This is a genomic window from Streptomyces sp. NPDC002144, assembly GCF_053593695.1.
This window is the reverse complement of the sequence record NZ_JBSFDB010000002.1, coordinates 246,745-270,085: the sequence shown is the minus strand read 5'-3', so window position 1 is coordinate 270,085 and position 23,341 is coordinate 246,745. Positions and strand designations below refer to the sequence as shown.

The following is a 23,341-nucleotide window of genomic DNA, read 5'->3' as shown; positions in this document are numbered from 1 at the left end:
GAATCACGGAGCGGCCTGGGCCGGGCGGATCCAGCCGCCGCCTCCCGGTGCCGCCCCTCGCCGACCGCACCGCCGTCTCCCCCGCGTGGCGGCACGGGCTGTGGCCCATGGCCGAGAGCCGGAGTCCCCTTCAACGCCAGGGGCCGGAGGCGACGAGCCTGACGCCGGTCACCAGATCGGGGTGGATGCGGACGACATGGTCCATCCGCCCATCGGCCCAGGAGAGGAGTCTCGACCTGCAGCGGGCCACCGTCTCCGGATCCGTGACGAGGTGGCAGTAGCCGGTGACCACCACGCTCCAGCCGAGGTGGGTGGCGGGGTCGATGTCATCCGCCTCGAAGGCGACGACCACACCGCCCGTGCCGCCCTGAGAGGCGTGGGCGATCAGTGCGGCGCCGTCGTGCGTGCGGATGAGGATGTCGCCGTCCTCCAGGACGTGGTTGACGGGACGGATGGCGGGCAGTGCCCGGTGGGTGAAGACGACGCGGCCCAGGGAGACGCTGCCGAGCAAACCCAGCGCCTCGGCGGCTCCGATGTCGACGGCGCGGCGTGCCCCCGGAGACCATGTCGGGAATCGGTGGTCCCCGTGGACGAGCCGACGGGCGGTCTCGTCCTTCACGGTCGGCGCCCCGTCCGGGAGGGGCCAGTACTGTCCAGCCGGGCCGGTGGACGACGATCGTACGGTCGACCTCTACCTCTGCGGCCATCACTATCGGGCCTCCGCCGGCCCCTTGGCGGTCGCCGACGCGACCGCCGCCTTCCGGGACCGGCCGCCGACGGTGTCGTCGGCCCGCCAGGTATAGCGTCCGCGCGGTCCGAGCCGCGCTCCGTCATTCTCTACGTCGCGTTCCCGCCTGATCCGGGGCGTCGGCCCGCGGCCGTGCCGGCAGGGCCGCGAAGACCAGGGCGGCACCGGCCGCGATCGACAGGGTGGCCGGCATCATCATCGCCGCGCCGACCCCCATGCCGGCCCGCGCCGCGATCAGCATCCCCACCGAGCCGGAGTACGCCGCCCACGCGGAGGCGGCTCCGAACACCGCGAGGCCACCGGTGAAGACGCGCCGCCGTCCGAACCGGTCGGCACTGCTGCCGGACACCAGCATCAGTCCGGCGAACGCGAGCGCGTAGGCGTCCACGATCCACTGGGCCACGTTCAGAATGGTGTTGTCCAAGGTCACGATCAGCAGCGATACGCACAGCATCACCAGGACGGTCCAACGGTTTCTCGCGCCGCGCGCCTCGGGTGCCGGAGCCGCCTGCGGCATCTCACGCACGTTGGTCATGACTCCATCGGGCGCCTCCGCGCGCGCGTCCGGCAGGTGCCGAACGTCCCGTGCGAGGGCCGGCGGCAGGTGGGCGGCCCCGTGGACGGGGATGCCTCACTCCGGGTGTCGTCGGTCCGGCCGAACCGATGGCGAGCGGTTCACCCTCGCCGCTGCTGTTCGGCCCCGGTCGGGGGGCCTGACGGCCCCTGTGCGGAGGTCGTCGGCCTGCCGAGCATGGGGTGTACGGCGCTTGCTCGCGCCGTCGCAGGCCGTGGCACACCCTGTCACGCGGATCTCCTCCGGAGGTGAGGGGCCAGATGACCGTTCACAACGAGCTGGCGCACGCGCGGCACGCTCTCGACGACCTCGTCCGGTCGGTGGGCCGGCTGCAGACCTGCCTGGGCGACGGGCTGGACGTTCGCCGGATTCGCGCGGACGCCGACCATCTTCGGGAGGACCTGGAGCTGTTGGAACAGAGCGCGGCGGCCGGGGAACCGGCTGAGGCGCCCGCACGGCCCGATGTCGTGTTCATTCCTCCCGCGCCGTACGACCTCTCGATGTGGGTCGGTTGCGAGGACGAGGGCATCGGCTCCCGCCACGGTCCCGAACGACGCCGCGGACCGGCGGGCCGAATGCCGCGCCGGACAACGAAACTGACGTAGGACCACGGCACGGCGGAGTCGGCTGAAAGCGGTCGGCCGTCACCTCTCCACCGGCGGCGGTTCTCACCGAAACCCACGTGGTGACAGGTTCTGGTCAAAGATTGCCCAAGCGCCGGACGACTCCTTCCGGTCATGATCAGGTCTCTCCCGACGGCTTTCCGATGCCCGTTTGGGAGGACCTGGTGCCAGCACCGACCCGTAGAAGACGGTGGCTCACGATCTGTGCCATCACCGCATCCGCCGGCCTCGTCGCGATACCCGCAGGCGCAGCGCCCGGCGGGAACAGCAGCCCCTTCGGGGTCCGCGCGCTCAAGCAACTGGCCGCCGAACGTGGCCAGTCGGCGGGTGTCATGAGTCCGAAGGCGCAGGACGGCGACCCCGACGGCGGCAACGAGGCCGACGAGATCGCCGAGGGTGCCGACCAGTACGCCGAGGCCCGCACCTCGCCCGGCATCGTCGCACCCGGCGCGTACGGCGCCGCCTGGAGCAGCCTGTCCAAGCTGCCCGCCACCGGGGGCAGTTGGCGTGACATCACCGACCTGCCCTACAACTCCGACGACTCCCGCTACCGGGACATCGACTCCAACTCCAGCGGCGGCTCGGGGAATGTCACCGGCCGTATGGCCGCGATCGCGGCCGACGACGACGGATACGTGTACGCGGGCAGCGCCGGCGGCGGTGTGTGGCGCTCGAAGCGGGGCGGCGGGCACTGGAAGCCCATCAGCGACAAGCTGTCCTCGCAGTCGACCGGCGCGCTCGCGCTGGACGGGGCCGGTCGGCTGTGGCTGGGCACCGGTGAGGCGAACACCAACGCGGACGCCTACCTCGGCAGCGGCGTGTACGTGCTGTCCGACCCGCACCACGGCAGCTTCTCCACCCGCAGCCGGGTCGGCGGTGACGAACTGGAGTCCACCACCGTCCGCCAACTCCGTTTCGGCGCGGGCAAGGTGTGGGCGGCGACCAGCGAGGGCGTGTGGAGCCACTCCACCAAGACGCTGAAGGGCGCCTGGAAGCTGGAGTTCGCGCCCAACCCCGACTATCTGCCGGGCGGTTCGAAGGCGAACGACGACTCGGCCGCGTACAAGAACATCACCAACGACATCGCCTTCGACCCGAAGAATCCCTCGAAGGTGATCCTCGCCGTCGGCTGGCGCAGTGGCGACGACTACAACGGCTTCTACACCAAGAACGCCAAGGGCGCCTGGACGCGGATCACCAGTGGCTTCGGCGACCTGCCGACCGACGCGGACAACGTCGGCACGGTCACCTTCGCCCGCGCCGCCGACGGCTCGCGCTACTACGCCATCGACGAGTCGCCGGAGCAGATGGCGTCCAACCCGGACAGCGGCCTCATGGGCATCTACAGCGCCGCCTCGCCGTTCGGGCCGTGGACGAAGGTCGCCGACTACAAGCAGCTGGCCGCTGACGGTTCGGCGCTGACCTCCAGCGGCTTCATGCCCGGCGTGCAGGCCTGGTACAACCAGTTCCTGACCGTCGACCCGGCGAACCCCAAGCACGTGTACGCGGGTCTGGAGGAGGTCTTCGAGTCCAAGGACGGCGGCACCACCTGGTCGACCGTCGGCCCGTACTGGAACTTCGGCTTCTCCTGCTGGAGCATCGACCCGGCCAAGCAGACCGGTGACTGCAACCAGACCACCCACTCCGACCAGCACGGCGTCGCCATCGGCCGCTACCACGGCAAGAGCTTCGTGTACGTCGGCAACGACGGCGGCGTCTACAAGCGGCCCGTGGGCGGCTCGCAGGACGCCTCCGGTCACGCCACCGACTGGACCTCCCTCAACGACGGCACCATCGACACCCTGCAGTACTACTCGGTCGGCGTCGGCAAGGACCTCGACCACGGCGGCGTCTCCGTCACCGGCGGCCTCCAGGACAACGGCCAGTCCGTGCTGCGCGGCAACGACACCGAGATGGGCTCCAACTTCGGCGGCGACGGCGGCGACACGCTCACCGACCCCGCCAACGGCTGCGACATCGCCGAGGAGTACGTCTACCTCTCCGTCCAGGTGACCCAGAACTGCGCTGTCAACGACGGCAGTTGGGTGACCGACGCGAGCAAGGCGACGTCGTACAACGTCGCCCCCGCCGACAACGCCACCAGCGAGGCCCGCTTCATCGCCCCGCTCGCCGCGGACGCCAAGGACAGCAACACCTGGATCGCGGGCGGCCGGCACATCTGGGTGCAGACCCACGGCTACGCCATCCGCAGCGGCTCCGAGTGGAAGAGCGTGTACGACCTCGGCGCCGGACGCGCCGCGACCGCCGTCGCCGCCTCCGGCGGCAAGGTGTACGCGGCCTGGTGCGGCCCCTGCAACAACCAGGGCTTCGCCCGCGGCATCTCCGTCGGCAACGCGGACGGCACAGGCTGGCACGACATCACCCTGCCGGTGACCGGTACGGTGCCCAACCGCTACCTCAGCGGCTTCGCGATCGACCCGAAGAACGCCGACCACGTCTTCCTCGCCGTCAACGGCTTCTCCCGGCACTGGACCGAGGGCCCCGGCGCCGGCGTCGGCCACGTCTTCGAGTCCACCGACGGCGGCACCACCTGGAAGGACGTCTCCGCCAACCTCCCCGACGTGCCGACCAACTCGGCGATCGTCCTGCCGGGCGGCGGCCTGGCCGTCGCCACCGACCTGGGTGTCGTCTACCGTGCCCCGGGCCACACCAAGTGGCAGCGCGTCGGCTCCCTTCCGGCCGTCGCCGTTCTCCAGCTGAAGCTGAGCCCCGACGGCCGCACCCTGTACGCGGCCACCCACGGCCGCGGCATCCACACCATCAAGGTCCGCGACTGCGACTGACCGTCGTCGGACAGCGGCACACGGCGGTGATCCCGGCTTCCGGGGTCACCGCCCTTGTGCGTGCGAGTCAAGCTGGTGTCAATTCTCCATGGTTCGTCGGGAGTTGATGCGGATTGCGTTGACATGACCATGTAATAGCCGCAACAGTGTCGGCGTCCCGATGCCGGACGTGCCCCTTCTCGGAAAGGGAACGGATCATGGCCCTGAATTCACTGCTCCACCGCCTGGCGAGACCCGGCCTGGTGACGGCGGCTCTCGCGGCCGGCGCGCTGGTCCTGTCGACGGGCACCGCGACCGCCGCGCCGACCCTCACCCGGATCAGCTCCGACCCGTACACCAACTCCACCAGCCAGCACGCCACCGAGGTCGAGCCGGACACCTTCTCCTACGGCTCCACGATCGTCTCCGCCTTCCAGGTCGGCCGGTTCACCGACGGCGGTGGCTCGAACGTCGGATTCGCGACCTCCAAGGACGGCGGCGCCACCTGGACCCAGGGATTCCTGCCGGGGATCACCACCCAGGCAGGCGGCACCTTCCAACGGGTCAGCGACGCGTCGGTGGCCTACGACGCGAGGCACAACGTCTGGCTGATCTCCAGCATCCCCATCACCTCGTCCGTCTCCGTGCCCGAGGTGTTCACCAGCCGCTCCACCGACGGCGGACTGACCTGGAGCAACCCCGTGGTCACCGCCACCGGTTCGAGCCTCGACAAGAACTGGATCGTCTGCGACAACACCGCCACCAGCGCCTTCTACGGCAACTGCTACACCGAGTACGACAACAACGGCGACGGTGACCGCATCAAGATGACCACCTCTTCCGACGGCGGCCTCACCTGGGGCGCGTCGAAGAACACCGGCAACAACGCCACGGGCCTCGGCGGCCAGCCCGTGGTCCAGCCGAACGGCACCGTGGTCGTGCCGATCGCCAACGCCTCCGAGACCGCCATCCGCGCCTTCACGTCCACCAACGGCGGCAGTTCCTGGACCAACGCCACCACCGTGGCGACCGTCAGCACCTTCACCGTGCGCGGCGGCCTGCGCAGCGGCCCGCTGCCCTCCGCGGAGATCGACGCCGCCGGCAAGGTGTACGTGGTCTGGCAGGACTGCCGGTTCCGCGCGGGCGGGGGCTCCTGCACCGCCAACGACATCGTGATGGCGACCAGCAGCAACGGCACCACCTGGTCCTCGGTGACCCGAATCCCGATCGACGCGACGACCAGCACCGTCGACCATTTCATCCCCGGGCTCGCGGTCGATCCGGCCACATCGGGCGGCACGGCGCATCTGGCGTTGACGTACTACTACCACCCGGTGGCCAACTGCACCGCTTCCACGTGCCAGTTGGACGTCGGGTACGTCTCCTCGACCAACGGCGGCAGCACCTGGACCGCGCCGACCCAGCTGGCCGGCCCGATGAGCCACTCCTGGCTGGCGAGCACCACGCAGGGCACCATGGTCGGCGACTACATCTCCACGTCCTTCTCCGGCGGTACGGCCCATCCCGTCTTCGCCGTGGCGTCGGCGCCCAGCGGGTCGGTCTTCAACGAGGCGATGTACGCGCCGGCGTCGGGTCTGACCGCGGCCGCCGGCACCGCCCCCGTCACGACCGCCACCGTCCGGGACAACGTCTTCTCGGCCCGCCTGGCCGCGATCGCCTACGCGCAGTGGCTGGCCAACGGCGGCACGGAGGGCGGCGAGGACAGCCCCTGACCACAGCCGCTCCGGGGGGCGTTCGGACATGAGGCGCCGGACGCCCCCCGCGGTCCCTGCCGCTCAGGCCGAGAGCAACCCGCGGCCCAGCCAGTCGGCGGAGTCGCGGGCGCCGGGCAGGGCGAAGAAGTAGCCGCCGCCGGTGGGGGAGATGTAGTCGACGAGGGGTTCGTCGATGAGGCGGGTCTGGGTCGCCTCGAACTGCCGCTTCACGTCCTGCTGGTAGCAGCAGAACACCAGGCCCATGTCGAGGTTGCCGATGTCGTCGATCCCCCGGTCGTAGTTGTAACCGCGGCGCAGGATACGGGTGTTGTCGGTCTTCGCGGTGCGCGGGTTGGCCAGCCGGATGTGCGCGTCCAGGGGGATCGCGGTGCCGTGCGGGTCCTTGGCGTAGTTGGGGATGTCCGTCTCCACGGCGCCGTCGAGCGGGGCGCCGGTGTCCTTGCGGCGGCCGAACATCTTCTCCTGCTCGGTGAGGGAGACCCGGTCCCAGAACTCCACCAGCATGCGGATGATCCGGATCACCTGGTAGCTGCCGCCCTTCGCCCAGGCGGGTTCGCCGTCGCCGTCCCCGACCCAGACCAGCCGGCTGGTCTCGCGCGCCGAGGTGACGTCGGGGTTGGCGATGCCGTCCTTGAAGCCGAGCAGGTTGCGCTGGGCCCCGGTGGGCCGCGGTGTGTTCTGGAAGCCGTCGATGCGCCACTTGATCTGCATGGCGCCGCGGGTGTGCTTGGCGATGTCGCGCAGCGCGTGCAGGACGGTGTCCTGGCGGTCGGCGCAGATCTGCAGGGACAGGTCGCCATGGCACTCGGCCGGCTTGAGGTTGTCGTTGGGGAAGGTGCGCATCGCCGTCAGCCGGCTCGGCCGGGCCTTGGCGAGACCGTAACGGTCGTCGAAGAGGGAGGCGCCGACACCGACGGTGACGGTGAGCCCGTCGGCGGGCACGGTCGGGCCGAGGATGCCGTTGTCGGAGGGCGGGGCGCCCACGCCGAGGTCGGCGGGGGTCCCGCCGGAGGTGAGGAAACGGGCGCGGGCGGTGATCGTCCTGAGCAGCTCGGCCAGTTCGGTCCGGTTGCCGGCGATGACGTCGAAGGAGACGAAGGTGGCGGCCGCGGGGGCGGGTGTGACGATGCCGGCCTGGTGGACCCCGTGGAAGGGGACCTTGGCGGCGGCGCCGGGCGTCCGCGTGGCGGCCTGGGCGGTGCCGCCGCCGCTCTGCGCGAGCGCGAGACCGCCGCCCGCCAGGACCGCCGAGGCGGCTCCGGCTCCCAGGGCCGTCTTCACGAAGGAGCGGCGGCCGGCACCGGCGGGGCAGCCGCCCTGCGGGACGGGGGATGCGGCGGACGGCATGGGGGCGTTCCCTTCACTGCGTTCGGGCTCGTGCTGTGCGTGGTTCATCAGGCGGACTTCCGGATCTCCAGCAGGTCGGGGACCGGGGAGAGGTCCTCCAGGAGCTGGCCGGTGGCTCCGTCGAGACGGGCGCGGGTGGTCTGGTCGAGCCGCTCGACGGGGGTCCAGGAGGTGCCGTGACGGGCGGCGTCGAGAAGTGCCTGAAGCCGTGCGATGTCCGCGTCGACCGTCGTCAGCAGGTGCGGGGAGCGGGTGGTCAGCAGCGGCCTGAGCACGGTGAGCAGTTCACGGGTGCCCGCGAGGTTGGCGTCGGCGGTGGCGAGGTTGGTGCCGCTGCCCTCGTCGGTGTCGCCGGTCAGCTCGAACTGCAGGGTGTTCTCGAGGATCTCGTGGGCGCGCAGCGGCAGGTCGCCCGGGTCGAAGTCCTGGTGCGGGAACGCCGTGCGCAACCCGGCGGCGTCGACGGCCAGTTGCTCGGCGGGACCGGTGAGCGACGTCGCCGCCTCGCCGTGCCACAGGCCGTACTCGACGCGCAGGAAACCGGTGAAGTCCTTGTCGTGGACGCCGCCCGGCAGCCCGTCGGCCCGGCCGTCGATCTTCTGGTCGAAGTTCTCGAAGGTGCCGTAGGCGGCGCCGAGCGAGGCGTAGGTGCGATGCGCGGTGAGCCAGTCGGTGCGGGCCTTGCCGAGACGGCCGCCCCTGACGTCGGCCGCGAGCGCGCGGGTCTGGGTGACGAGCGTGGCGAGGCCCTGGTCGACGTACGCCTTGTACCGGGTGAGCGGGCCGGCGAGGTCCTGCGCGGAGACGGGTACGACCGCCTTCGCCGATCCCGAGCCGGCGACGCGGACCGCCTTGGAGGTGACCGCGGCGCCGCCGGTCGGGACGCACCGCCAGGCGTACGTGCCGCCGCCCACCGTGGCGACCAGCGCGCGGGTCGTGCCCGGGGCCAGGCCCTCGATCTCGCCGTAGACCGCGTTGGTGGCCGGATCGACCAGGTACACCTCGGAGGTCTTGTCACCGGTGTTGTGCATCTGGAAGGTCTGCCGCCCTGGCTCGGGCGCCGAGAACCCCTTGCCGCACTCCTTCTCGGAGACGGCCACGGTCTGTGCCGCGGCGGGCTTGGGCCGGCCGAGGGCGACGGCGAGGCCCGCGATCACGGCCGGCACGGTGACGACGGCGACCGGGACCACCCAGCCGGGACGGTGCCGGACGGGCCGCGGGGCATCCTGGTCCGGGGCGGTCTTCTCGCCGGCCTCGCGGGTCTCACGGGCCGGCTTCGGTTCGGTCGCCCGCACACCGCGCACGAACAGCGTCATGACGACGGCGAGGTAACCGCCGTACCCGACCACCTGGAGCCAGGTCATGGCCGGCGTCAGGTTGAACACGCCCTGCACGAGGGTGCCGTACCAGGAACCCGCGTCGACGCTGCCGCTCAGGTCGAAGGCGAAGGCGGTCTTCCCCGGCAGGACGCCACCCTCCTGCAGATCGCGCAGGCCGTAGCCGAGGACGCCGGCCGCGATGACGATCAGCACGGCGCCGGTGGCGGTGAAGAACTTGGTCAGGTTGATTTTCAGCACCCGCCGGTACAGGCCCCAGCACAGGCCGGCGGCCAGTACGAGGCCGATCGCGGCGCCGGTCACCGGGCCGGCGGACTCGCCGGCGGCCTGGGCGGTGGTCCACAGGAACAGGGCGGTCTCCAGGCCCTCCCGGCCCACGGCGAGGAACGAGGTGACGATGAGGACTCCCGCGCCCATGCCGAGCGCCCCCGTCACCTTCTCCTTGATCTCGCCGGACAGGCTGCGGGCCGAGCGGCGCATCCAGAACACCATCGCGGTGACGAACGCGACCGCGATCACGCCGAGGGTGCCGCCGAAGGCTTCCTGAGCGGTCGCCGACAGGGACGCGGCGGTGAAGGTGAGGACCGCGCCGAAGCTCATGGCGAGCGCGATCGCCGCGAGCACGCCCGTCCACACCTGCGGCAGCCGGGAGCGGGCGTCGGCCCGGACCAGGGTGGCGACCAGGATGGAGACGATGAGTCCGGCTTCCAGTCCTTCCCGCAACCCGATCAGGAAGCTCGGAAACGCGTCATCCCACATGCGGCTCTCCCTGGCCCGCCTCCGCCACCGATCAGGTTCATTAGCGTAGGCATACCTAACTAGACGCGGACCATCATGACCACAGCTGTGCAGTCAAAAGGTCATGAGGAAGCAATTCCGGAGCAAAACCCTGGACCGCGTATTTCCTGGGGCGCGGGGACCTGTTCATCGATGATGTGAGCATGAGGATTCCCGGCCGACGGATCGAACTGTTCACCGGCACCGGCAGCGAGGACCGGTTCGGCGGCCCGGCGACCGGTGACGAGCGGGCCATGATCGTGGCGATGCTCGACGCCCAGCGCGCCACGCTGAAACTCAAGTGCTCAGGCTTGGGGCCGGAGTTGGCGCTGCGCTCCGTGTCACCGTCCTCGCTCTCCCTGCTCGGTCTGGTACGGCACCTCGCCGATGTGGAACGCCGTTGGTTCCGGGCCGTCCTCGCCGGTGACGACGTCGAGCTGCGGTTCTCGTCGGCGGCCGCCCCGGAGGGTGACTTCGACGGCGCCGCCCCCGAGGCCGTCGCGGAGTCCTGGGCGGCCTGGCACGACGAAGTCGCCTTCGCGGAGGCGTTCGTCGCCGGGGCACCGCATCTCGACGTCCAGGGCCACGACGCCTGGCGCGGCACGGTCTCCCTGCGCTGGGTGCTCCTGCACATGATCGAGGAGTACGCCCGGCACAACGGACACGCCGACCTGATCCGCGAACGGATCGACGGAGCGGTCGGGGTGTGAGGGGCGCCGGGCGCACCTCGGTGGGCCGGGCCGCTCAGCCGTACACCTCGCTCACGTTCGGGCGGGGCTCGGGGCGGTGACGGGCGGCGGGGCCCTCGGCGAAGGCGCGCAGGAGGTTCTCCGTGGTCCGGGTGACGAAGGCGCGGGTGCGGGCGTCCATGCCGTGGTCGCGGCCGCCGTCGGCGGTGCCGGCCATCAGCGCCTCCACCCAGCGCATGGTGCCGGTGGCGAAGACACCCGCGCCGCCGCCGACGGTGTAGTACGCCGAGTCGCTGTGGCCGGCGCTGCCCTTGCACAGCAGCGGCGAGTGGGCGGTGATCTCGAGGGGCTCGGGGACGGGATAGCCGGGCGATACACGGTCGTACTCGACACCGACCAGATGCTCGAAGCCGTCGCCGGGGCGCACGCCCGTCCCCTCGTACAGCCAGTGGTCCGCGGCCTGTACGACATACGGGGCGTCGGTCGGATAGCCCTCGTAGAGCACACCGGTGAGGGAGGACTCGGGGTCGGGCGCGGGAGGCGCGCGGAAGTCGGTGGTGACCAGGGCGGGCCGGGACCGGACGTAAGGGTCCCTGTCGTAGGCCGACTTGTAGCAGACGACCGTCCGGTCCGGCGCCGTCTCGCCCGCCTCCAGGCGCACCCGGCGGAAGCACGTGTTGGCGCCGAGGAAGGCGATGTTGGTTCCGGCGTCCCGCGCCTCGGTGACGTACAGGCGCTGCTGGGGCGTCCAGTACTCGTCGTGGCCCAGACAGACGGCGGCTCTGGCGCCGTGCAGCACGCTGGGATCGCGGTGGACGTCCGCGCCGGTGGTGTAGGCGAGCGGTATGCCGAGCCGTTCGGCCAGCACCACCAACGGCCGCTCGTACACCAGGAACTTCTCGGCGCCGACGGAGTCGTAGGGCCGGTCGAAGCTGACGGCGAGGGAGCGTGTGAAGTAGGAGCCGTCGGCCCCGCCGTAGAGGCTGTAGCCGCCCCACCGGTTGTACGCCTGCCAGGTGGCCGGCGCGTGCACGAGCACGGTACGCCCACGGCCCTGGACCGAGCGCACGATCAGCGGGATGTAGCGCTGATGGCCGTTGTCGGCCTTCAGCCGCAGCAGGTACGCGCCCTCCGGCCAGCCCTCGGTGGTGAAGGTCAACGTGGGCTGCCAGTCGGCGCGGACGGTGCGGGTGTCGGGCAGGAACCGCGGGGCGGGCTGGACGCGGCCCGGCACCCGCCCGGAGGACCAGACCCGCCGGGCCTGTTCGCCGCCGTACCAGCCGACGCGGAAGGCGGAGACCTGGAACGCCGACGCGGTGGTCGACACGTACAGCCCGCATTCCTCCCCGGGAGCCACGCTCACCCGGTCGGCATAGCCCGTCACGGCGTCCGGGGGCCCCAGGGAGCGAATCCGCCAGTCGGAGGTGCCGGGGCGGTCGTTCTCGGCAGACGGGCCGTGGTTCGCGGCCCTGTTCGTACGGCGGTGGGGACGGCCGCTCCTCGACGCGGGACCGCATGCGGCGGCGGCCGCCGATCCCGCCCCGACGCCGGCGCACACCTGCAGGAAGCGCCTGCGTCCCAAGGAGGCCTCCGGACCGTCCGGGACGTGCGCTCCCTGCTCGTCAGGACTCACACCGCCTCCCGCACCTCGCCGGGCCTCAGCGTCCTTTCCTGGCCCAGACTTCCACAGGGGAGGGAATCGACACAGCCCCCGCGGCGTCAGCAGATCCGTGGAAGCTGCTCACCCAGCGGCATGTCCACGATGCGCCGGGCCCCCACCAGGGTGCGCAGGGTGACCCGGCCGCCCGGGCCCTGCTCCAGGACCTCGCCGATCCGAACCGCCTGCGCGCCCTCCGGCAGTGACCGCAGGCCGTTCAGGGCCTCCTCGGCGGCGGATGCGTCGACGAACACGACCATGCAGCCCTCGTTGGCGACGATCAGCGGATCGAGGCCCAGCAGGTCACAGGCCGAGGCCACCGCCTCCGGCACCGGGACGGCGTTCTCCTCGATCTCGACGGCGACGGACGAGTCCCGCGCGATCTCGTTCAGGGCCGCGGCCAGACCGCCCCGGGTGGGGTCGCGCAGGACGTGGACGGCGGCGCCGAGCGGGGTCAGGGTCTCGACGAGGCGGTGCAGGGGACGGGTGTCGGAGGCGATGTCGCTCTCGAAGCCCAGCCCCTCGCGGGTGCTCAGCACTGTCGTGCCGTGCAGCCCTATCGGGCCGGACAGCAGGACCGCGTCGCCGGGGCGGGCCGAGGCGGCGGACGGGGACAGGGCGGGGTGGCGTTGCCCGACGCCGGTGGTGTTGACGAACAGCCGGTCGGCGGCGCCCCGTCCCACCACCTTGGTGTCACCCGTCACGACCGGCACCCCCGCCTCCTCGGCCGCCTTGCCCAACGAGTCCATCACGGCCCGCAGTTCGGCCAGCTCCAGGCCCTCCTCGATGATGAGCGACACGGACAGCGCGAGCGGCCGGGCACCCCGCATGGCCAGGTCGTTGACCGTCCCGTGGACGGCGAGGGAACCGATGTCGCCGCCCGGGAAGAACAGGGGGCTGACGACGAAGCTGTCCGTGCTGATCACCAGGTCCGGGTGGCCCGGCAGCAGCGCCGCGTCCTCCAGCGGCCCCGGTGCGCCGCCCAGCGCGGGCAGCACCAGCCGGTCCAGTAGCTCGCCGGTGAGGCGGCCGCCGGCGCCGTGGCCGAGCAGCACGACCTCGTCCTCGTGGTTCGGCGTGGGGCATTGGACGGTCATGGTGTGCTCCTCGCGGCGACGTCGGATGCGGCGGTGCGTCCGGCCGCGTGGAAGGCGGCGCACGTGCCCTCGGACGACACCATGGGCGCGCCGAGGGGGTGACGGGGCGTGCAGCGGGTGCCGTAGGCCGCGCAGTCGGTCGGCAGCCTGGCACCGGTGAGGATCGCGCCGGCGATGCAGTCGGCGTCCTCCACCGGGCACAGCCCGCCCACCTCGAAGCGGCGGGCGGCGTCGAACGCGGCGTAGGCGTCGGCCAGTTCGAGGCCGCTGTCGGGCAGCGCCCCGATGCCGCGCCAGGCCCGGTCGGTGACCTGGAAGACCTCTCGGACCGCGTCCTGCGCCGCGGTGTTGCCCGAGCGGCGCACCGCCCGTACGTACTGGTTCTCGACCTCGAAGCGGCCGGACTCCAGCTGCCGTACCGCCATGAGGATGCCCTCCAGCAGGTCCAGCGGTTCGAAGCCGGTCACCACGATCGGGACCCGGTAGCGGGCGGCGATCGGCTCGTACTCGCGCCAGCCCATCACCGCGCACACGTGCCCGGCCGCCAGGAAGGCCTGCACCTCGCACTCGGGGTCGTCGAGCAGCGCGGTCATCGCGGGGGGGACCAGGACGTGGCTGACGAGGAGGGAGAAGTTCGTCAGTCCGAGGCGGGCCGCGTGCAGGACGGCCATGGCGTTGGCGGGTGCGGTGGTCTCGAACCCGACGGCCAGGAATACCACTTCACGGTCGGGGTGGGCGGCGGCCAGGCGTACGGCGTCCATCGGGGCGTACACCACGCGGACGTCGGCGCCGCGCGCCCGCAGCGACAGGAGGTCGGTGTCCGTGCCGGGCACGCGCAGCATGTCGCCGAAGCTGGTGAAGATCACGCCGGGCCGGGCGGCGACGGCCATGGCCCGGTCCAGGGTCTCCAGCGGGGTCACGCAGACCGGGCAGCCGGGACCGTGGATCATGCGCATGCCGGCCGGCAGCAGCTCGTCGATGCCCTGGCGGACCAGGGTGTGGGTCTGACCGCCGCACACCTCCATGATCCGCCAGGGCTGGGTGGCGGCCTGGCCCAGCTCGTCCAGCAGGCGCCTGGCGAGGACGGGATCGCGGTACTCGTCGAGGTACTTCATCGGTGCGTCAGATCCAGCCGGATGTCGACCACACCCTCGACCGCCCGCACCGCGCGCGCCACCACGGGCACCAGCGTCCGGTCGGGCAGGACGCCGCCCAGTGTGACCACGCCTTCGGTGACGGAGACCGTCAGGGCGCCGGTGGTGACGGGCAGCTGGGACAGGATGACGTGCCGGATCTCCTCGGCGATCTCCTCGTCGTCGCGCAGGAAGACCTTGAGCAGGTCGCTGCGGCTGACCACGCCCTGAAGGATGCCGACTCCGTCGACCACGGGCAGCCGCTTGACGTGCCGGCGTGCCATGATCCGGGCGGCCTCGGCGAGCGAGGCGTCGGCGTGCACGGTGACGACGGGCGTGCTCATCAACTCGCCCGCGGTCACGGCACCGGCCTTGGTCCGCTCGGCCGGGTCGCCCTCCTCGGTGTCCCGGAACTCCTCCTTGGCCAGCAGGTCGGCCTCGGAGACCACGCCGACGACGCGGCCCTCGCCCTCCAGCACGGGCAGGGCGCTGACCTTCCACTGGTCGATCAGCTCGACGATCTCCTTGAAGGGCGCGTCACGCCCGACGGCGATGACGGTCTGGGTCATCACATCGCTCACGGTGAACGGCGATTCAGGCATCGCAGCCTCCCGAGGTCTCGTCCGGGATCGCTCCCGAGGTGCGGACGATCTTGAGGTCGAGGAAGTGGGTGGAGCACGAGATGCACGGGTCGTGATTGCGGATCGCCCGCTCGCACAGAGCCGTCAACTCGTCGTCGCCGGGGTCGTGTTCACCGATCGCCCGCTGGGCCAGACGGAACAGGTCGTCCTCGATCGCGCCCTGGTTCTGCGCGGTCGGCGGCACCATCAGGGCGCTCGTCACCGTGCCGTCGGCGGTGAGTTCGTAGCGGTGGTAGAGCATGCCGCGCGGAGCTTCGGTGGCGCCGTGACCGACCCCCGCGACCGGCGGCACGTCGACGTAGGGGCGTGCGGGCGGCTCGTACCCGTCGATGATCCGCAGCGCCTCCTCGACGGCGTACAGCGTCTCCACCGCCCGCACCAGGATGGACCGGTACGGGTTGCGGCACACGGCGCCCTCGCGCGGATCGCCGAGCCCCGCCTCGATCGCCGCCTCGATCGCGACCGGCGACAGCTTCCGGCCGCCGATCGCGAACCGGGCCAGCGACCCGGTCAGATGCAGCCGGCCGTCGAGGCGCGAGTGCAGTGCGGTCGAGTGCGGCACATGGATCTCCCGCACCCGGTCGGTGAACGCGGCCACGGGGAAGGACTCGGTGCCGCCGTCGGCGCGCAGCACGGTCGGGGTGCCGCTCTCGATGGCGTACGTGTCGGGGGCGGCCAGCGCGAGCAGGTCGGCGGAGGTGTGGGCGAAGGGGAACTCGAAGCCGGCGACCCAGCGCACGGTGGCCCAGGCGTCGTCCAGGGCCCGTTTCAACTCCTCGCGCAGCGGGCGCAGTTCCTCGCGGGTGGGGGCCCGGTGGAAGCCGCCGAGGCGGACGTTGACGGGGTGCACGGCCCGTCCGCCGAGCAGCTCCATCAGCGAGTTGCCCGCCTTCTTCAGCCGCAGCCCCCGCTCCACCTCGGCCCGGTGGGTGCGGGCCAGGTCGATCGCGCTCGGGCGGCCGAGGAAGTCCGGGGCGTGCAGCAGATAGATGTGCAGGGCCTGGCTCTCGATCCACTCCCCGCAGTACAGCAGCCGCCGCAGGTCGCGGATCACCGGATCGACCGTCACCCCGCAGGCGTCCTCGATCGCCGCGCAGGCGCTCATCTGGTACGCCACGGGGCAGATCCCGCACACCCGGGCCGTGATGTCGGGCGGCTCGGTGTAGGAGCGTCCGCGCAGGAACGCCTCGAAGAACCGGGGCGGTTCGTAGATCTCCAGCCGGGCCGCGGTGACGGTGCCGTCGTGGACGTGCAGGCTCAGCGCCCCCTCGCCCTCGACCCGGGAGAGCGAGCCGACGTGCAGTACGCGGGATCCGCGGTGGGTCACGGCGTCAGCTCCTTGTCGAAGGCGGCGGCGTTGAAGGTGTGCAGGAAGCGGACGACGGCTTCGTCGTCCATCCCGTCGCGGCGCAGCACCGGGATGAGGGCGGGCAGGTTGACCGACCCGGACGGGCCGAAGCAGCCGAAGCAGCCGCGCCGGTACGCCGGACACAGCGCCCCGCACCCGGCGTGTGTGACCGGGCCCAGGCAGGGCTTGCCCTCGGCGACCGTGACGCAGACCGTGCCGCGCCGTTTGCACTCGAAGCACACGCTGTGGTTCGGCACGTCCGGCCTGCGCCCGGCGAGGAAGGCGGTGATCACCTCGATGAGCTGCCGCTTGTCGACGGGGCAGCCGCGCAGCTCGAAGTCGACGTCGACGTGGGCCGAGACGGGGGTGGAGGTGGCGAGGGCGGAGATGTACTCGGGGTGGGCGTAGACCACCCGCCGGAACTCGTCCACGTCCGCGAAGTTCCGCAGGGCTTGGATGCCGCCGGCCGTCGCGCACGCCCCGATCGTGACCAGGTGACGGGAGTTGGCACGGATCGTGCGGATGCGTTCGGCGTCCTGGGCCGTGGTGACCGAACCCTCGACGAGGGTCAGGTCGTAGGGGCCGGGCAGGACGGTGCTGGTGGCCTCCAGGAAGTGGGCGATCTCCACCGTGCCGGCCAGGGCGAGGAGTTCGTCCTCGCAGTCCAGCAGGGTGAGCTGGCAGCCGTCGCAGGAGGCCAGTTTGAACACGGCGAGTTTGGGCGCGCTCATCTCACAACTCCCTTACCGACAGCAGAGGTTGGGCCTGGTCCCAGCCGACGACCGGCCCGTCCCGGCACACCAGCAGCGGTCCGAGCTGGCAGTGCCCGCAGTGCCCGGTCGCACAGCGCATGTTCCGTTCCAGCGAGACCCGGATCCGCTCCGGCGGCACCCCGCGGTGTGCGAGATCCCGGGCGGTGGCGCGGATCATCGGCTCGGGACCGCACACGAACGCCCAGGTGCGGTCCGGATCGAAGGGCGCCCGGCCGAGCAGCTGGGTGACCACCCCGACGTCCCCGTGCCATCCGGTGTCGGGCCAGTCCACGGTCACGCCGGTGTACGCCGTGGCCCACTGCTCCAGTTCCTTGCGGGAGATGAGGTCGGCCGGGGTCCGCGCGCCGACGAGCACGCTGACCCGTCCGTACGCCGCGGGCTCGGCGAGCGCGCCGAGGATCAGCGGCCGCAGCGGCGCAAGGCCGATGCCGCCGGCCACCACCAACACGTCCTGTCCATACGCCCGTTCGAGTTCCCAGCTCGTCCCGTACGGGCCGCGCAGTCCGACCACGTCGCCCACGCGGGCTGCGCACAACCCGTCGGAGACCGCGCCCACGCCGCGGATCGTGTGCGCGAGCCCGCCCGTAGCCTGCACGGAGCTCACCGACAGCGGAATCTCCCCGCGCCCGAAGCAGTGCACCATCGCGAACTGCCCCGGCGCGAACTCCGCCAGCGGCTCGCCGACCGGCTCCAGCCGCAGCGTGACCGTCTCCGCGGTGTCCCTGTGCCGGTCGACCACGCGATGGGGGAGGGGTACGGCGGTCATTCCACACCACCGCTCAGGAATGCGGCCGGGGAGCCGTACAGGTCGACGAGCCGGGCCCGCGCCGCGTTCAGCCGGTGGGAGAGCACGCGGCCCACCCAGCGGCCGACCGCCCGCCCGAAGGCGGCGTCGTCGTCGCACATCAGCCGCACCGCGACCGCGTCGAACTCGTACGCCCGCACCCGGGTCATCGTGACCGCGCCCAACTGCCAGACGTACGGCTCGAACAGCCAGGACCAGCCCACGAGATCGCCCGTGCCGAGGGTCTCGATCACGGGCGTGCGGTGGCCCGGGACATGCATGTCGAGAGCGACCGTGCCGTCGCGGACGATCCAGAACCGGTCGGCCCGCCCGCCCTCCTCGAAGAGCCGGGTGTCCGGTTTCAGGTCGACCTCGCGGGCGACGCGCAGCAGCCGTTCCCGGTGCTCGACGGGCATCGCGTGTTCCAGGCGCAGGGTGATCGAGGGGGTCATCGCTCCGTCTCCGATTCGGTGTGCAGCGCGGCGACTTCCTCGGTGATGTCGATCCCGGCCGGGCACCAGGCGATGCACCGGCCGCAGCCGACACAGCCCGAGCTGCCGAACTGGTCGTGCCAGGTGGAGAGTTTGTGGGTGAGCCACTGCCGGTAGCGGGCCTTGCCGGACGAGCGGACCGGCCCCTCGTGCAGGAAGGAGAAGTCCAGGTCGAAGCAGGAGTCCCAGCGCTGCCAGCGTTCGGTGTGGTCGCCGGTGAGGTCGGTGACCTCCTCGGTGGTGACACAGAAGCAGGTGGGACACACCATCGTGCAGTTGCCGCAGGTCAGACAGCGCTCGGCGACCTCGTCCCAGCGCTCGGCGTCCAGGCTCGCCCCCATCAGCGCGCGCAGGTCGACGGGCGGCAGCGAGCGCCCCATGCGGTCGCGCGCCGCGTCGACCGAGGCCCGGGCCGTGGTCTCGGTGCCCGTGTCGGCGCGGCGGTGCGGCACCAGCTCCAGCAGCCGGGCACCCTCGTCGCTGCCCACACGCACCAGGAAGCGGTGTCCGTCACCGTCCACCACCTCGGTCAGCGCCAGGTCGTAGCCCGGATCGGCGGCGGGCCCGCCCCCGGCGGACACGCAGAAGCAGGTCGCGCCGGGCTCCACGCACTCGACGGCGATGAGCAGTGCCCGCCGCCGGCGTGCCCCGTACCCGGAGTCCTCGAACCGGCCACCGGTCAGCACCCGGTCCTGGATGGCGATGGCCCGCAGATCACAGGGCCGCACCCCGAGAAAGGCGTAGTCGGGCGCGGTGGGTTCCTCCGGGGTGAAGGACACCTCCCCCTCCGGCGTCCGGTCGGCACTCCACAGCCTCTGCCGCGCCGGATGCAGGAAGTTCTTCCAGGACTGGGGTCCCGCGCTGTGCGCGAAGGCGGCCCCGTCCTCGCGTCGCACCAGCCGGTACCGCCCGGCCTCCAGCTCCACACCCCACCCGAAGGGCAGCGCGTCGGCCGACGTCAGCTCCGCCAGCACGATCGCCCCGTCCCGCACCGTGGGTCCGACGACGGTGCGCCCCTGCCCGACCAGAGCCGTGACCAAGGCGTCCAACCCGTCCCGGTCGAGCACGGCAGACGCTGTGGTGACGCTCATCGGGATTCCTCCGTGGATACCCCCGCCTTCAGGCGGGGAGGAAACGGACTCCTGCGGAGCAGGGCAGGGAAAGCCGATGCGCCGCCAGGGCGGATCGGCGTTCACCCCCAACCACCCGCAGGAAGCGGTAGCTTCTGTGGCGTCCGGTCGGCGATAACCAAGCTGGCCGGGCCTCAACCCGCGAGGGAAGAATCTCCCGGCTTCAGCTGGGGGAGAAGTCAAACGGTGCTCCTCGTCAGGGCTGATCGTGCTCGTCCACCCTCAGCTTGCGACGCGTCCTGCGCCGGGTGCATGGGCCAACCGGCCCTGGGACCGGAGTCGACCGGATCTCATGACGCGGGGCGGCTGGGGCCTGCGGTGAAAGTGCCGCCGTCCGCCCGGAGAGCGGGTCCTGCGGCGTCATGGAAGTCCGGAGCGTGCTCTCGGCGTGCCTGGTGCAAGCACTCGTGCCGGACGCACCTGGGTTCGTGCCCGGTGCGGCGAGTGGGGGTCCACCTCTGGGCAACGTTCCGGGCGTCGCGGGGCAGGCGGGACTTTCGTGACATCCCTAGGGCAGGGGTTCGCCCAGTTCGCTCTCGACCGCCCCCGCCATGGCGCGCAGCACGTCGAGGGTCCGTTCGGCCTCCGCCTCGTCGACCAGGGTGATCGCGAAGCCCACGTGCACGATGACGTACGACCCCACGTCCGCCTCGGGCGTGCAGCTCAGGCACACCTCCCGCCGGATCCCCCCGAAGTCGACGGTCGCCATGCGCAGGCCCGCGTCGTCGTGGACCTCCGTCACCCGTCCCGGAATGCCAAGACACATCCCCGCTCACTCCTCCCCGGCCAGCCGCGCCGCCGCGACCGCCGCCTGCCCGTAGCTGACACCGCCGTCCCCGACGGGAACCTGACCGCCGACGAACACCCGCAGCCCGTGCGCGTGCAGCCGCCGCCGCACCTCGGTCAGCAGCCGCCGGTTGACGAAGCAGCCCCCGCCGAGACACACCGTGCGCGGCGCGCCGTCGGCCACGGCCCGTGCGGCGAGCTCCGCCGTCACGATGGCGACCGTCGTGTGGAAGGCCGCCGCCAGCCGGGCCACCGACTCGCCGCCGAGCTGCCGGGTCAGCAGATCGACAAGCGTCGGTGTCGGGTCGTACACCCACAGTCCCTGCGCCCGCACGATCCGGTGGCCGAGCGGCACGGCGTGCTCGTCGCCCGCCGCCGCCTCCAGCAGGACGGCCGCCTCGCCCTCGTAACTCACCCGGTCGGCGAGCCCGAGCAGTGCCGCGACCGTGTCGAAGAGCCGTCCTGCGCTGGAGGCGCGCGGGCAGTTGACGTCCCGGGCCACCATGGCCCGCACGGTGGCCACCTCGCGCGGATCGAGCCGCTCGGTGAAGTGCCGGATGAGCCAGGGGTACGGGCGGGGGGAGCCCAGGGTCTCGCCGGCGAGCAGCCTCCCGAGCGCCGCACGGGAGGGATGCCGCACCGCCGCGTCCCCGCCCGGCAGGGGCGCCGTGGCGAACCGGCCCACCCGCCGGTAGCCGCTCAGGGTGGCGAGGAGGATCTCACCGCCCCAGAGCGTGCCGTCGTCGCCGAGCCCGAGCCCGTCGTAGGCGATCCCGAGGAACGCTCCCCGCACCCCGTGCTCGGCGGCGCAGGCGGCCACGTGCGCGTGATGGTGCTGCACCGCCATGCGCCGCACCGGCTGGGCCTCGGCCCACTGCGTGGACAGGTAGCCGGGATGCAGGTCGTGGGCGACGACACCCGGCGCGATGCCGGTCAGCCGCCGCAGATGGTCGTACGACGCCAGGAACGCCTCGTGACTCGACAGGTCGGCCAGGTCTCCGGTGTGCGGGCCGATGTGGGCGTGGCCGTCGGCGGCCAGGGTGAAGGTGTGCTTGAGCTGGGCGCCGGCCCCGGCGACCGGTTCCCGGACGGCCAGCGGCAGCGGAGCGGGGGCCAGTCCGCGGGCCCGTCGGACGGTGACGCGGGTGCGGCCGGTGAACTGCACGACCGAGTCGTCATAGCGGGAGCGGATCTCCCGGTCGTGGGTGAGAAACCCGTCCGCGACCCCTGCCAGAGCGCGGCGGGCGGCGTCGTCGTCCACGGCGATCGGCTCGTCGCTGAGGTTGCCGCTGGTGACCACCAGGGGCCGGGCCACATCGTCCAGCAGGAGGTGGTGCAGGCCGGTGGTGGGCAGGAACAGGCCGACCCGCGCGAGACCGGGGTGCACCTCGCGCGCGAGCGGATCCGGGCCGTGCCCGCGGCTCCGGGCCAGCAGTACGACCGGGCGTTCCGGGGAGGTCAGGGTCTGCTCCTCAGCGGCGCCGACGCGGGCCAGGCGGGACGCGGTCCGCAGGTCGGCCACCATCACGGCGAACGGTTTCGTCGGACGGTGCTTGCGCCGCCGCAGCTCCCGGACCGCTCGCGAGTCACCCGCGTCGCACAGTAGTTGATAGCCGCCGAGTCCCTTCAGCGCGACGATCCCGCCGTCGCCGACGATCTTCACGGCGGCTCGCAGGGCCTCCTCGCCCCGCAGGTCTTCCCAGGCCAGCCACGGCCCGCAGGCGGGGCAGGCGACGGGCTCGGCGTGGAAGCGGCGGTCGGCGGGGTCGGCGTACTCGGCGGCGCAGGCGGCGCACAGCGGGAAGCGGCGCATGGTGGTGCGGACACGGTCGTAGGGGAGGTCCTCGATGATCGTGGCGCGCGGGCCGCAGTCCGTGCAGTTGACGAACGGGTAGCGGTGCCGTCGGTCGCGCGGATCGCGCAGTTCACGCAGACAGGCGTCGCAGATCGCCGCGTCGGGCGGGATCTCGCGAATCGCCGGGCCGGCGTCGGCGGGCGTGCTGTGCCGGACCCGGAAACCGCGGCCCACGTCGACCGGCGGGGCCTCGCTCAGCCGGACCCGGCGCACCCGGGCCAGCGCCGGGGCGTCCGCGCGCAGCCGCGCCGCGAACTCCTCGACGGCCCGCGGCGGCCCCGCGACCTCGCCCTCCACATGTCCGTTGACGTTGGCCACCCAGCCGTCCAGGCCCAGCGAGGAAGCGGTGCGGTACACGAACGGCCGGAAGCCGACGCCCTGCACAATCCCTTCGACATGGAAGCGCCGTACCGTCATGGCCGCCTCCGGGCCACGACGTCCGCGCGGCGCGCGATCTCGCCCTCGACGGCCTCGGCCAGCGGGGCGACGGCGGCCTCGACGGCGGGGGAGAGGCCGGTGCCGAAGTCGCCGTCGGCGCCCTCCACCGCGTACACCACGAGCCGCTCGGGCAGCAGGTCCAGGACCCGGGCCAGCTCCACCGCCTCGCCGAGACCCAGCCCGTGCGAGCTGGTGGCGGACGCCGGGGCCAGGACGCCGGCATCCAGTTCCAGGCGGTGCACGCGGCCGGGGGTGCCGGGATGCGCGTGGGCGGCGTCCACGACCACGGCGAGGGCCGCGCCCTCCCACAGGCCGATCAGCCGGCCGGGATCACCGTCGCAGGTGGCCAGCACCGTGTCAGGCGGCAGCGGCCGGTCCTCGGCGCGCCGGTGCAGCCGGGCGACCACGGCCCAGCCGACGCCGTCGTCGCGCCGGAACTCGTTGCCGACACCGATGACCGCGATCCGCGTACGGGTCCTCATGCTGCTCACCGTGGCCCGCCGGAGCCGAAGGTCACATGGGCCGAACGGCCTGACCGGCGGGGCCGGTCCGCCCCGCGGGGGACCGGGCGGCCAGGATGTAACGCCGCGCCGC

21 protein-coding genes are annotated in these 23,341 nt (G+C 72.3%); 5 read left to right on the top strand and 16 right to left on the bottom strand.

Annotated features, from left to right (window positions below; all coding sequences use genetic code 11):
* Positions 1-130 precede the first annotated feature (130 nt).
* Positions 131-619 carry a pyridoxamine 5'-phosphate oxidase family protein gene (locus ACWCQ1_RS03680; RefSeq protein WP_451025747.1) on the bottom strand — a complete coding sequence of 163 codons (489 nt, stop codon included), beginning with the start codon at positions 617-619 and terminating at the stop codon, positions 131-133.
* Positions 620-665: 46 nt separating this feature from the next.
* Between ACWCQ1_RS03680 and ACWCQ1_RS03675 the strand changes: the two genes are divergently transcribed.
* Entirely contained in the window at positions 666-803 is a 138-nt protein-coding gene (locus tag ACWCQ1_RS03675) for a hypothetical protein (protein WP_451025746.1), read from the top strand.
* A 27-nt stretch (positions 804-830) separates the two neighbouring features.
* On the opposite strand, the gene ACWCQ1_RS03670 is transcribed toward ACWCQ1_RS03675, so the two are convergent.
* Entirely contained in the window at positions 831-1,283 is a 453-nt protein-coding gene (locus tag ACWCQ1_RS03670; protein WP_451025745.1) for an MFS transporter, read from the bottom strand.
* A gap of 299 nt (positions 1,284-1,582) precedes the next feature.
* Between ACWCQ1_RS03670 and ACWCQ1_RS03665 the strand changes: the two genes are divergently transcribed.
* From ACWCQ1_RS03665 to ACWCQ1_RS03655, 3 genes are all read left to right on the top strand, one after another.
* The gene (locus ACWCQ1_RS03665) at positions 1,583-1,927 is read left to right on the top strand and encodes a hypothetical protein (RefSeq protein WP_358600387.1); all 345 of its coding nucleotides are present in this window, start codon (positions 1,583-1,585) and stop codon (positions 1,925-1,927) included.
* 182 nt (positions 1,928-2,109) lie between these two features.
* Entirely contained in the window at positions 2,110-4,749 is a 2,640-nt protein-coding gene (locus ACWCQ1_RS03660) for a glycosyl hydrolase (RefSeq protein WP_451025744.1), read from the top strand.
* A gap of 197 nt (positions 4,750-4,946) precedes the next feature.
* The gene (locus tag ACWCQ1_RS03655) at positions 4,947-6,461 is read left to right on the top strand and encodes a sialidase family protein (RefSeq protein WP_451025743.1); all 1,515 of its coding nucleotides are present in this window, start codon (positions 4,947-4,949) and stop codon (positions 6,459-6,461) included.
* A gap of 63 nt (positions 6,462-6,524) precedes the next feature.
* Here the strand turns inward: ACWCQ1_RS03655 and efeB are convergent, their stop codons facing one another.
* Together efeB and efeU are read right to left on the bottom strand one after the other, a co-directional pair.
* Positions 6,525-7,811: an iron uptake transporter deferrochelatase/peroxidase subunit gene (efeB, locus tag ACWCQ1_RS03650; RefSeq protein WP_451025742.1), complete on the bottom strand. Its 1,287-nt coding sequence runs from the start codon at positions 7,809-7,811 to the stop codon at positions 6,525-6,527.
* A gap of 47 nt (positions 7,812-7,858) precedes the next feature.
* On the bottom strand, positions 7,859-9,907 hold the full coding sequence (gene efeU / locus ACWCQ1_RS03645; protein ID WP_451025741.1) for an iron uptake transporter permease EfeU: 2,049 nt from the start codon (positions 9,905-9,907) through the stop codon (positions 7,859-7,861).
* 182 nt (positions 9,908-10,089) lie between these two features.
* Between efeU and ACWCQ1_RS03640 the strand changes: the two genes are divergently transcribed.
* Positions 10,090-10,635 (top strand): DinB family protein, encoded by a 546-nt coding sequence (locus ACWCQ1_RS03640; RefSeq protein WP_358600372.1) that lies wholly within the window; start codon positions 10,090-10,092, stop codon positions 10,633-10,635.
* A gap of 34 nt (positions 10,636-10,669) precedes the next feature.
* Here the strand turns inward: ACWCQ1_RS03640 and ACWCQ1_RS03635 are convergent, their stop codons facing one another.
* The 12 genes from ACWCQ1_RS03635 to ACWCQ1_RS03580 all read right to left on the bottom strand — a co-directional run bounded on the left by ACWCQ1_RS03635 (position 10,670) and on the right by ACWCQ1_RS03580 (position 23,229).
* Entirely contained in the window at positions 10,670-12,247 is a 1,578-nt protein-coding gene (locus ACWCQ1_RS03635; protein ID WP_358600369.1) for a N,N-dimethylformamidase beta subunit family domain-containing protein, read from the bottom strand.
* Between the two features lie 86 nt (positions 12,248-12,333).
* Positions 12,334-13,368, bottom strand: a complete 1,035-nt coding sequence (gene hypE, locus ACWCQ1_RS03630) for a hydrogenase expression/formation protein HypE (protein WP_358600367.1) — start codon at positions 13,366-13,368, stop codon at positions 12,334-12,336.
* Positions 13,365-14,483 carry a hydrogenase formation protein HypD gene (hypD, locus tag ACWCQ1_RS03625; RefSeq protein WP_358600364.1) on the bottom strand — a complete coding sequence of 373 codons (1,119 nt, stop codon included), beginning with the start codon at positions 14,481-14,483 and terminating at the stop codon, positions 13,365-13,367. Before hypD ends, hypE begins: the two co-directional genes overlap by 4 nt.
* Positions 14,480-15,103, bottom strand: a complete 624-nt coding sequence (locus ACWCQ1_RS03620; protein WP_358600361.1) for a CBS domain-containing protein — start codon at positions 15,101-15,103, stop codon at positions 14,480-14,482. The genes hypD and ACWCQ1_RS03620 overlap by 4 nt, the downstream gene beginning before the upstream one ends.
* Positions 15,096-16,469 carry a Ni/Fe hydrogenase subunit alpha gene (locus ACWCQ1_RS03615; protein ID WP_358600358.1) on the bottom strand — a complete coding sequence of 458 codons (1,374 nt, stop codon included), beginning with the start codon at positions 16,467-16,469 and terminating at the stop codon, positions 15,096-15,098. Before ACWCQ1_RS03615 ends, ACWCQ1_RS03620 begins: the two co-directional genes overlap by 8 nt.
* Positions 16,466-17,221, bottom strand: coding sequence for an NADH-quinone oxidoreductase subunit B family protein (locus ACWCQ1_RS03610; protein WP_358600355.1), 756 nt, complete (start codon positions 17,219-17,221; stop codon positions 16,466-16,468). Before ACWCQ1_RS03610 ends, ACWCQ1_RS03615 begins: the two co-directional genes overlap by 4 nt.
* Before the next feature lies 1 nt (position 17,222).
* The gene (locus tag ACWCQ1_RS03605) at positions 17,223-18,029 is read right to left on the bottom strand and encodes an FAD/NAD(P)-binding protein (RefSeq protein ID WP_358600352.1); all 807 of its coding nucleotides are present in this window, start codon (positions 18,027-18,029) and stop codon (positions 17,223-17,225) included.
* A complete protein-coding gene (locus tag ACWCQ1_RS03600; protein ID WP_133048412.1) occupies positions 18,026-18,499 on the bottom strand; it encodes a Crp/Fnr family transcriptional regulator in 474 nt (157 codons plus the stop codon). The genes ACWCQ1_RS03605 and ACWCQ1_RS03600 overlap by 4 nt, the downstream gene beginning before the upstream one ends.
* On the bottom strand, positions 18,496-19,629 hold the full coding sequence (locus tag ACWCQ1_RS03595) for a 4Fe-4S dicluster domain-containing protein (protein ID WP_358600349.1): 1,134 nt from the start codon (positions 19,627-19,629) through the stop codon (positions 18,496-18,498). The genes ACWCQ1_RS03600 and ACWCQ1_RS03595 overlap by 4 nt, the downstream gene beginning before the upstream one ends.
* Positions 19,630-20,176: 547 nt before the next feature.
* A complete protein-coding gene (locus ACWCQ1_RS03590) occupies positions 20,177-20,434 on the bottom strand; it encodes a HypC/HybG/HupF family hydrogenase formation chaperone (RefSeq protein WP_358600346.1) in 258 nt (85 codons plus the stop codon).
* A 6-nt stretch (positions 20,435-20,440) separates the two neighbouring features.
* Positions 20,441-22,726, bottom strand: coding sequence for a carbamoyltransferase HypF (gene hypF / locus ACWCQ1_RS03585; RefSeq protein ID WP_451025740.1), 2,286 nt, complete (start codon positions 22,724-22,726; stop codon positions 20,441-20,443).
* Positions 22,723-23,229, bottom strand: a complete 507-nt coding sequence (locus ACWCQ1_RS03580) for a hydrogenase maturation protease (RefSeq protein WP_133048416.1) — start codon at positions 23,227-23,229, stop codon at positions 22,723-22,725. Before ACWCQ1_RS03580 ends, hypF begins: the two co-directional genes overlap by 4 nt.
* Positions 23,230-23,341 lie beyond the last annotated feature (112 nt).

Bases quoted from the DNA above. Each gene is read 5' to 3' on its own strand.
- ACWCQ1_RS03670 (WP_451025745.1), bottom strand. From the start codon at position 1,283: ATGACCAACGTGCGTGAGATGCCGCAGGCGGCTCCGGCACCCGAGGCG.
- ACWCQ1_RS03665 (WP_358600387.1), top strand. From the start codon at position 1,583: ATGACCGTTCACAACGAGCTGGCGCACGCGCGGCACGCTCTCGACGAC.
- ACWCQ1_RS03655 (WP_451025743.1), top strand. From the start codon at position 4,947: ATGGCCCTGAATTCACTGCTCCACCGCCTGGCGAGACCCGGCCTGGTG.
- efeB (WP_451025742.1), bottom strand. From the start codon at position 7,811: ATGCCGTCCGCCGCATCCCCCGTCCCGCAGGGCGGCTGCCCCGCCGGT.
- efeU (WP_451025741.1), bottom strand. From the start codon at position 9,907: ATGTGGGATGACGCGTTTCCGAGCTTCCTGATCGGGTTGCGGGAAGGA.
- ACWCQ1_RS03640 (WP_358600372.1), top strand. From the start codon at position 10,090: ATGAGGATTCCCGGCCGACGGATCGAACTGTTCACCGGCACCGGCAGC.
- hypE (WP_358600367.1), bottom strand. From the start codon at position 13,368: ATGACCGTCCAATGCCCCACGCCGAACCACGAGGACGAGGTCGTGCTG.
- hypD (WP_358600364.1), bottom strand. From the start codon at position 14,483: ATGAAGTACCTCGACGAGTACCGCGATCCCGTCCTCGCCAGGCGCCTG.
- ACWCQ1_RS03620 (WP_358600361.1), bottom strand. From the start codon at position 15,103: ATGCCTGAATCGCCGTTCACCGTGAGCGATGTGATGACCCAGACCGTC.
- ACWCQ1_RS03610 (WP_358600355.1), bottom strand. From the start codon at position 17,221: ATGAGCGCGCCCAAACTCGCCGTGTTCAAACTGGCCTCCTGCGACGGC.
- ACWCQ1_RS03605 (WP_358600352.1), bottom strand. From the start codon at position 18,029: ATGACCGCCGTACCCCTCCCCCATCGCGTGGTCGACCGGCACAGGGAC.
- ACWCQ1_RS03600 (WP_133048412.1), bottom strand. From the start codon at position 18,499: ATGACCCCCTCGATCACCCTGCGCCTGGAACACGCGATGCCCGTCGAG.
- ACWCQ1_RS03595 (WP_358600349.1), bottom strand. From the start codon at position 19,629: ATGAGCGTCACCACAGCGTCTGCCGTGCTCGACCGGGACGGGTTGGAC.
- ACWCQ1_RS03590 (WP_358600346.1), bottom strand. From the start codon at position 20,434: ATGTGTCTTGGCATTCCGGGACGGGTGACGGAGGTCCACGACGACGCG.
- hypF (WP_451025740.1), bottom strand. From the start codon at position 22,726: ATGACGGTACGGCGCTTCCATGTCGAAGGGATTGTGCAGGGCGTCGGC.
- ACWCQ1_RS03580 (WP_133048416.1), bottom strand. From the start codon at position 23,229: ATGAGGACCCGTACGCGGATCGCGGTCATCGGTGTCGGCAACGAGTTC.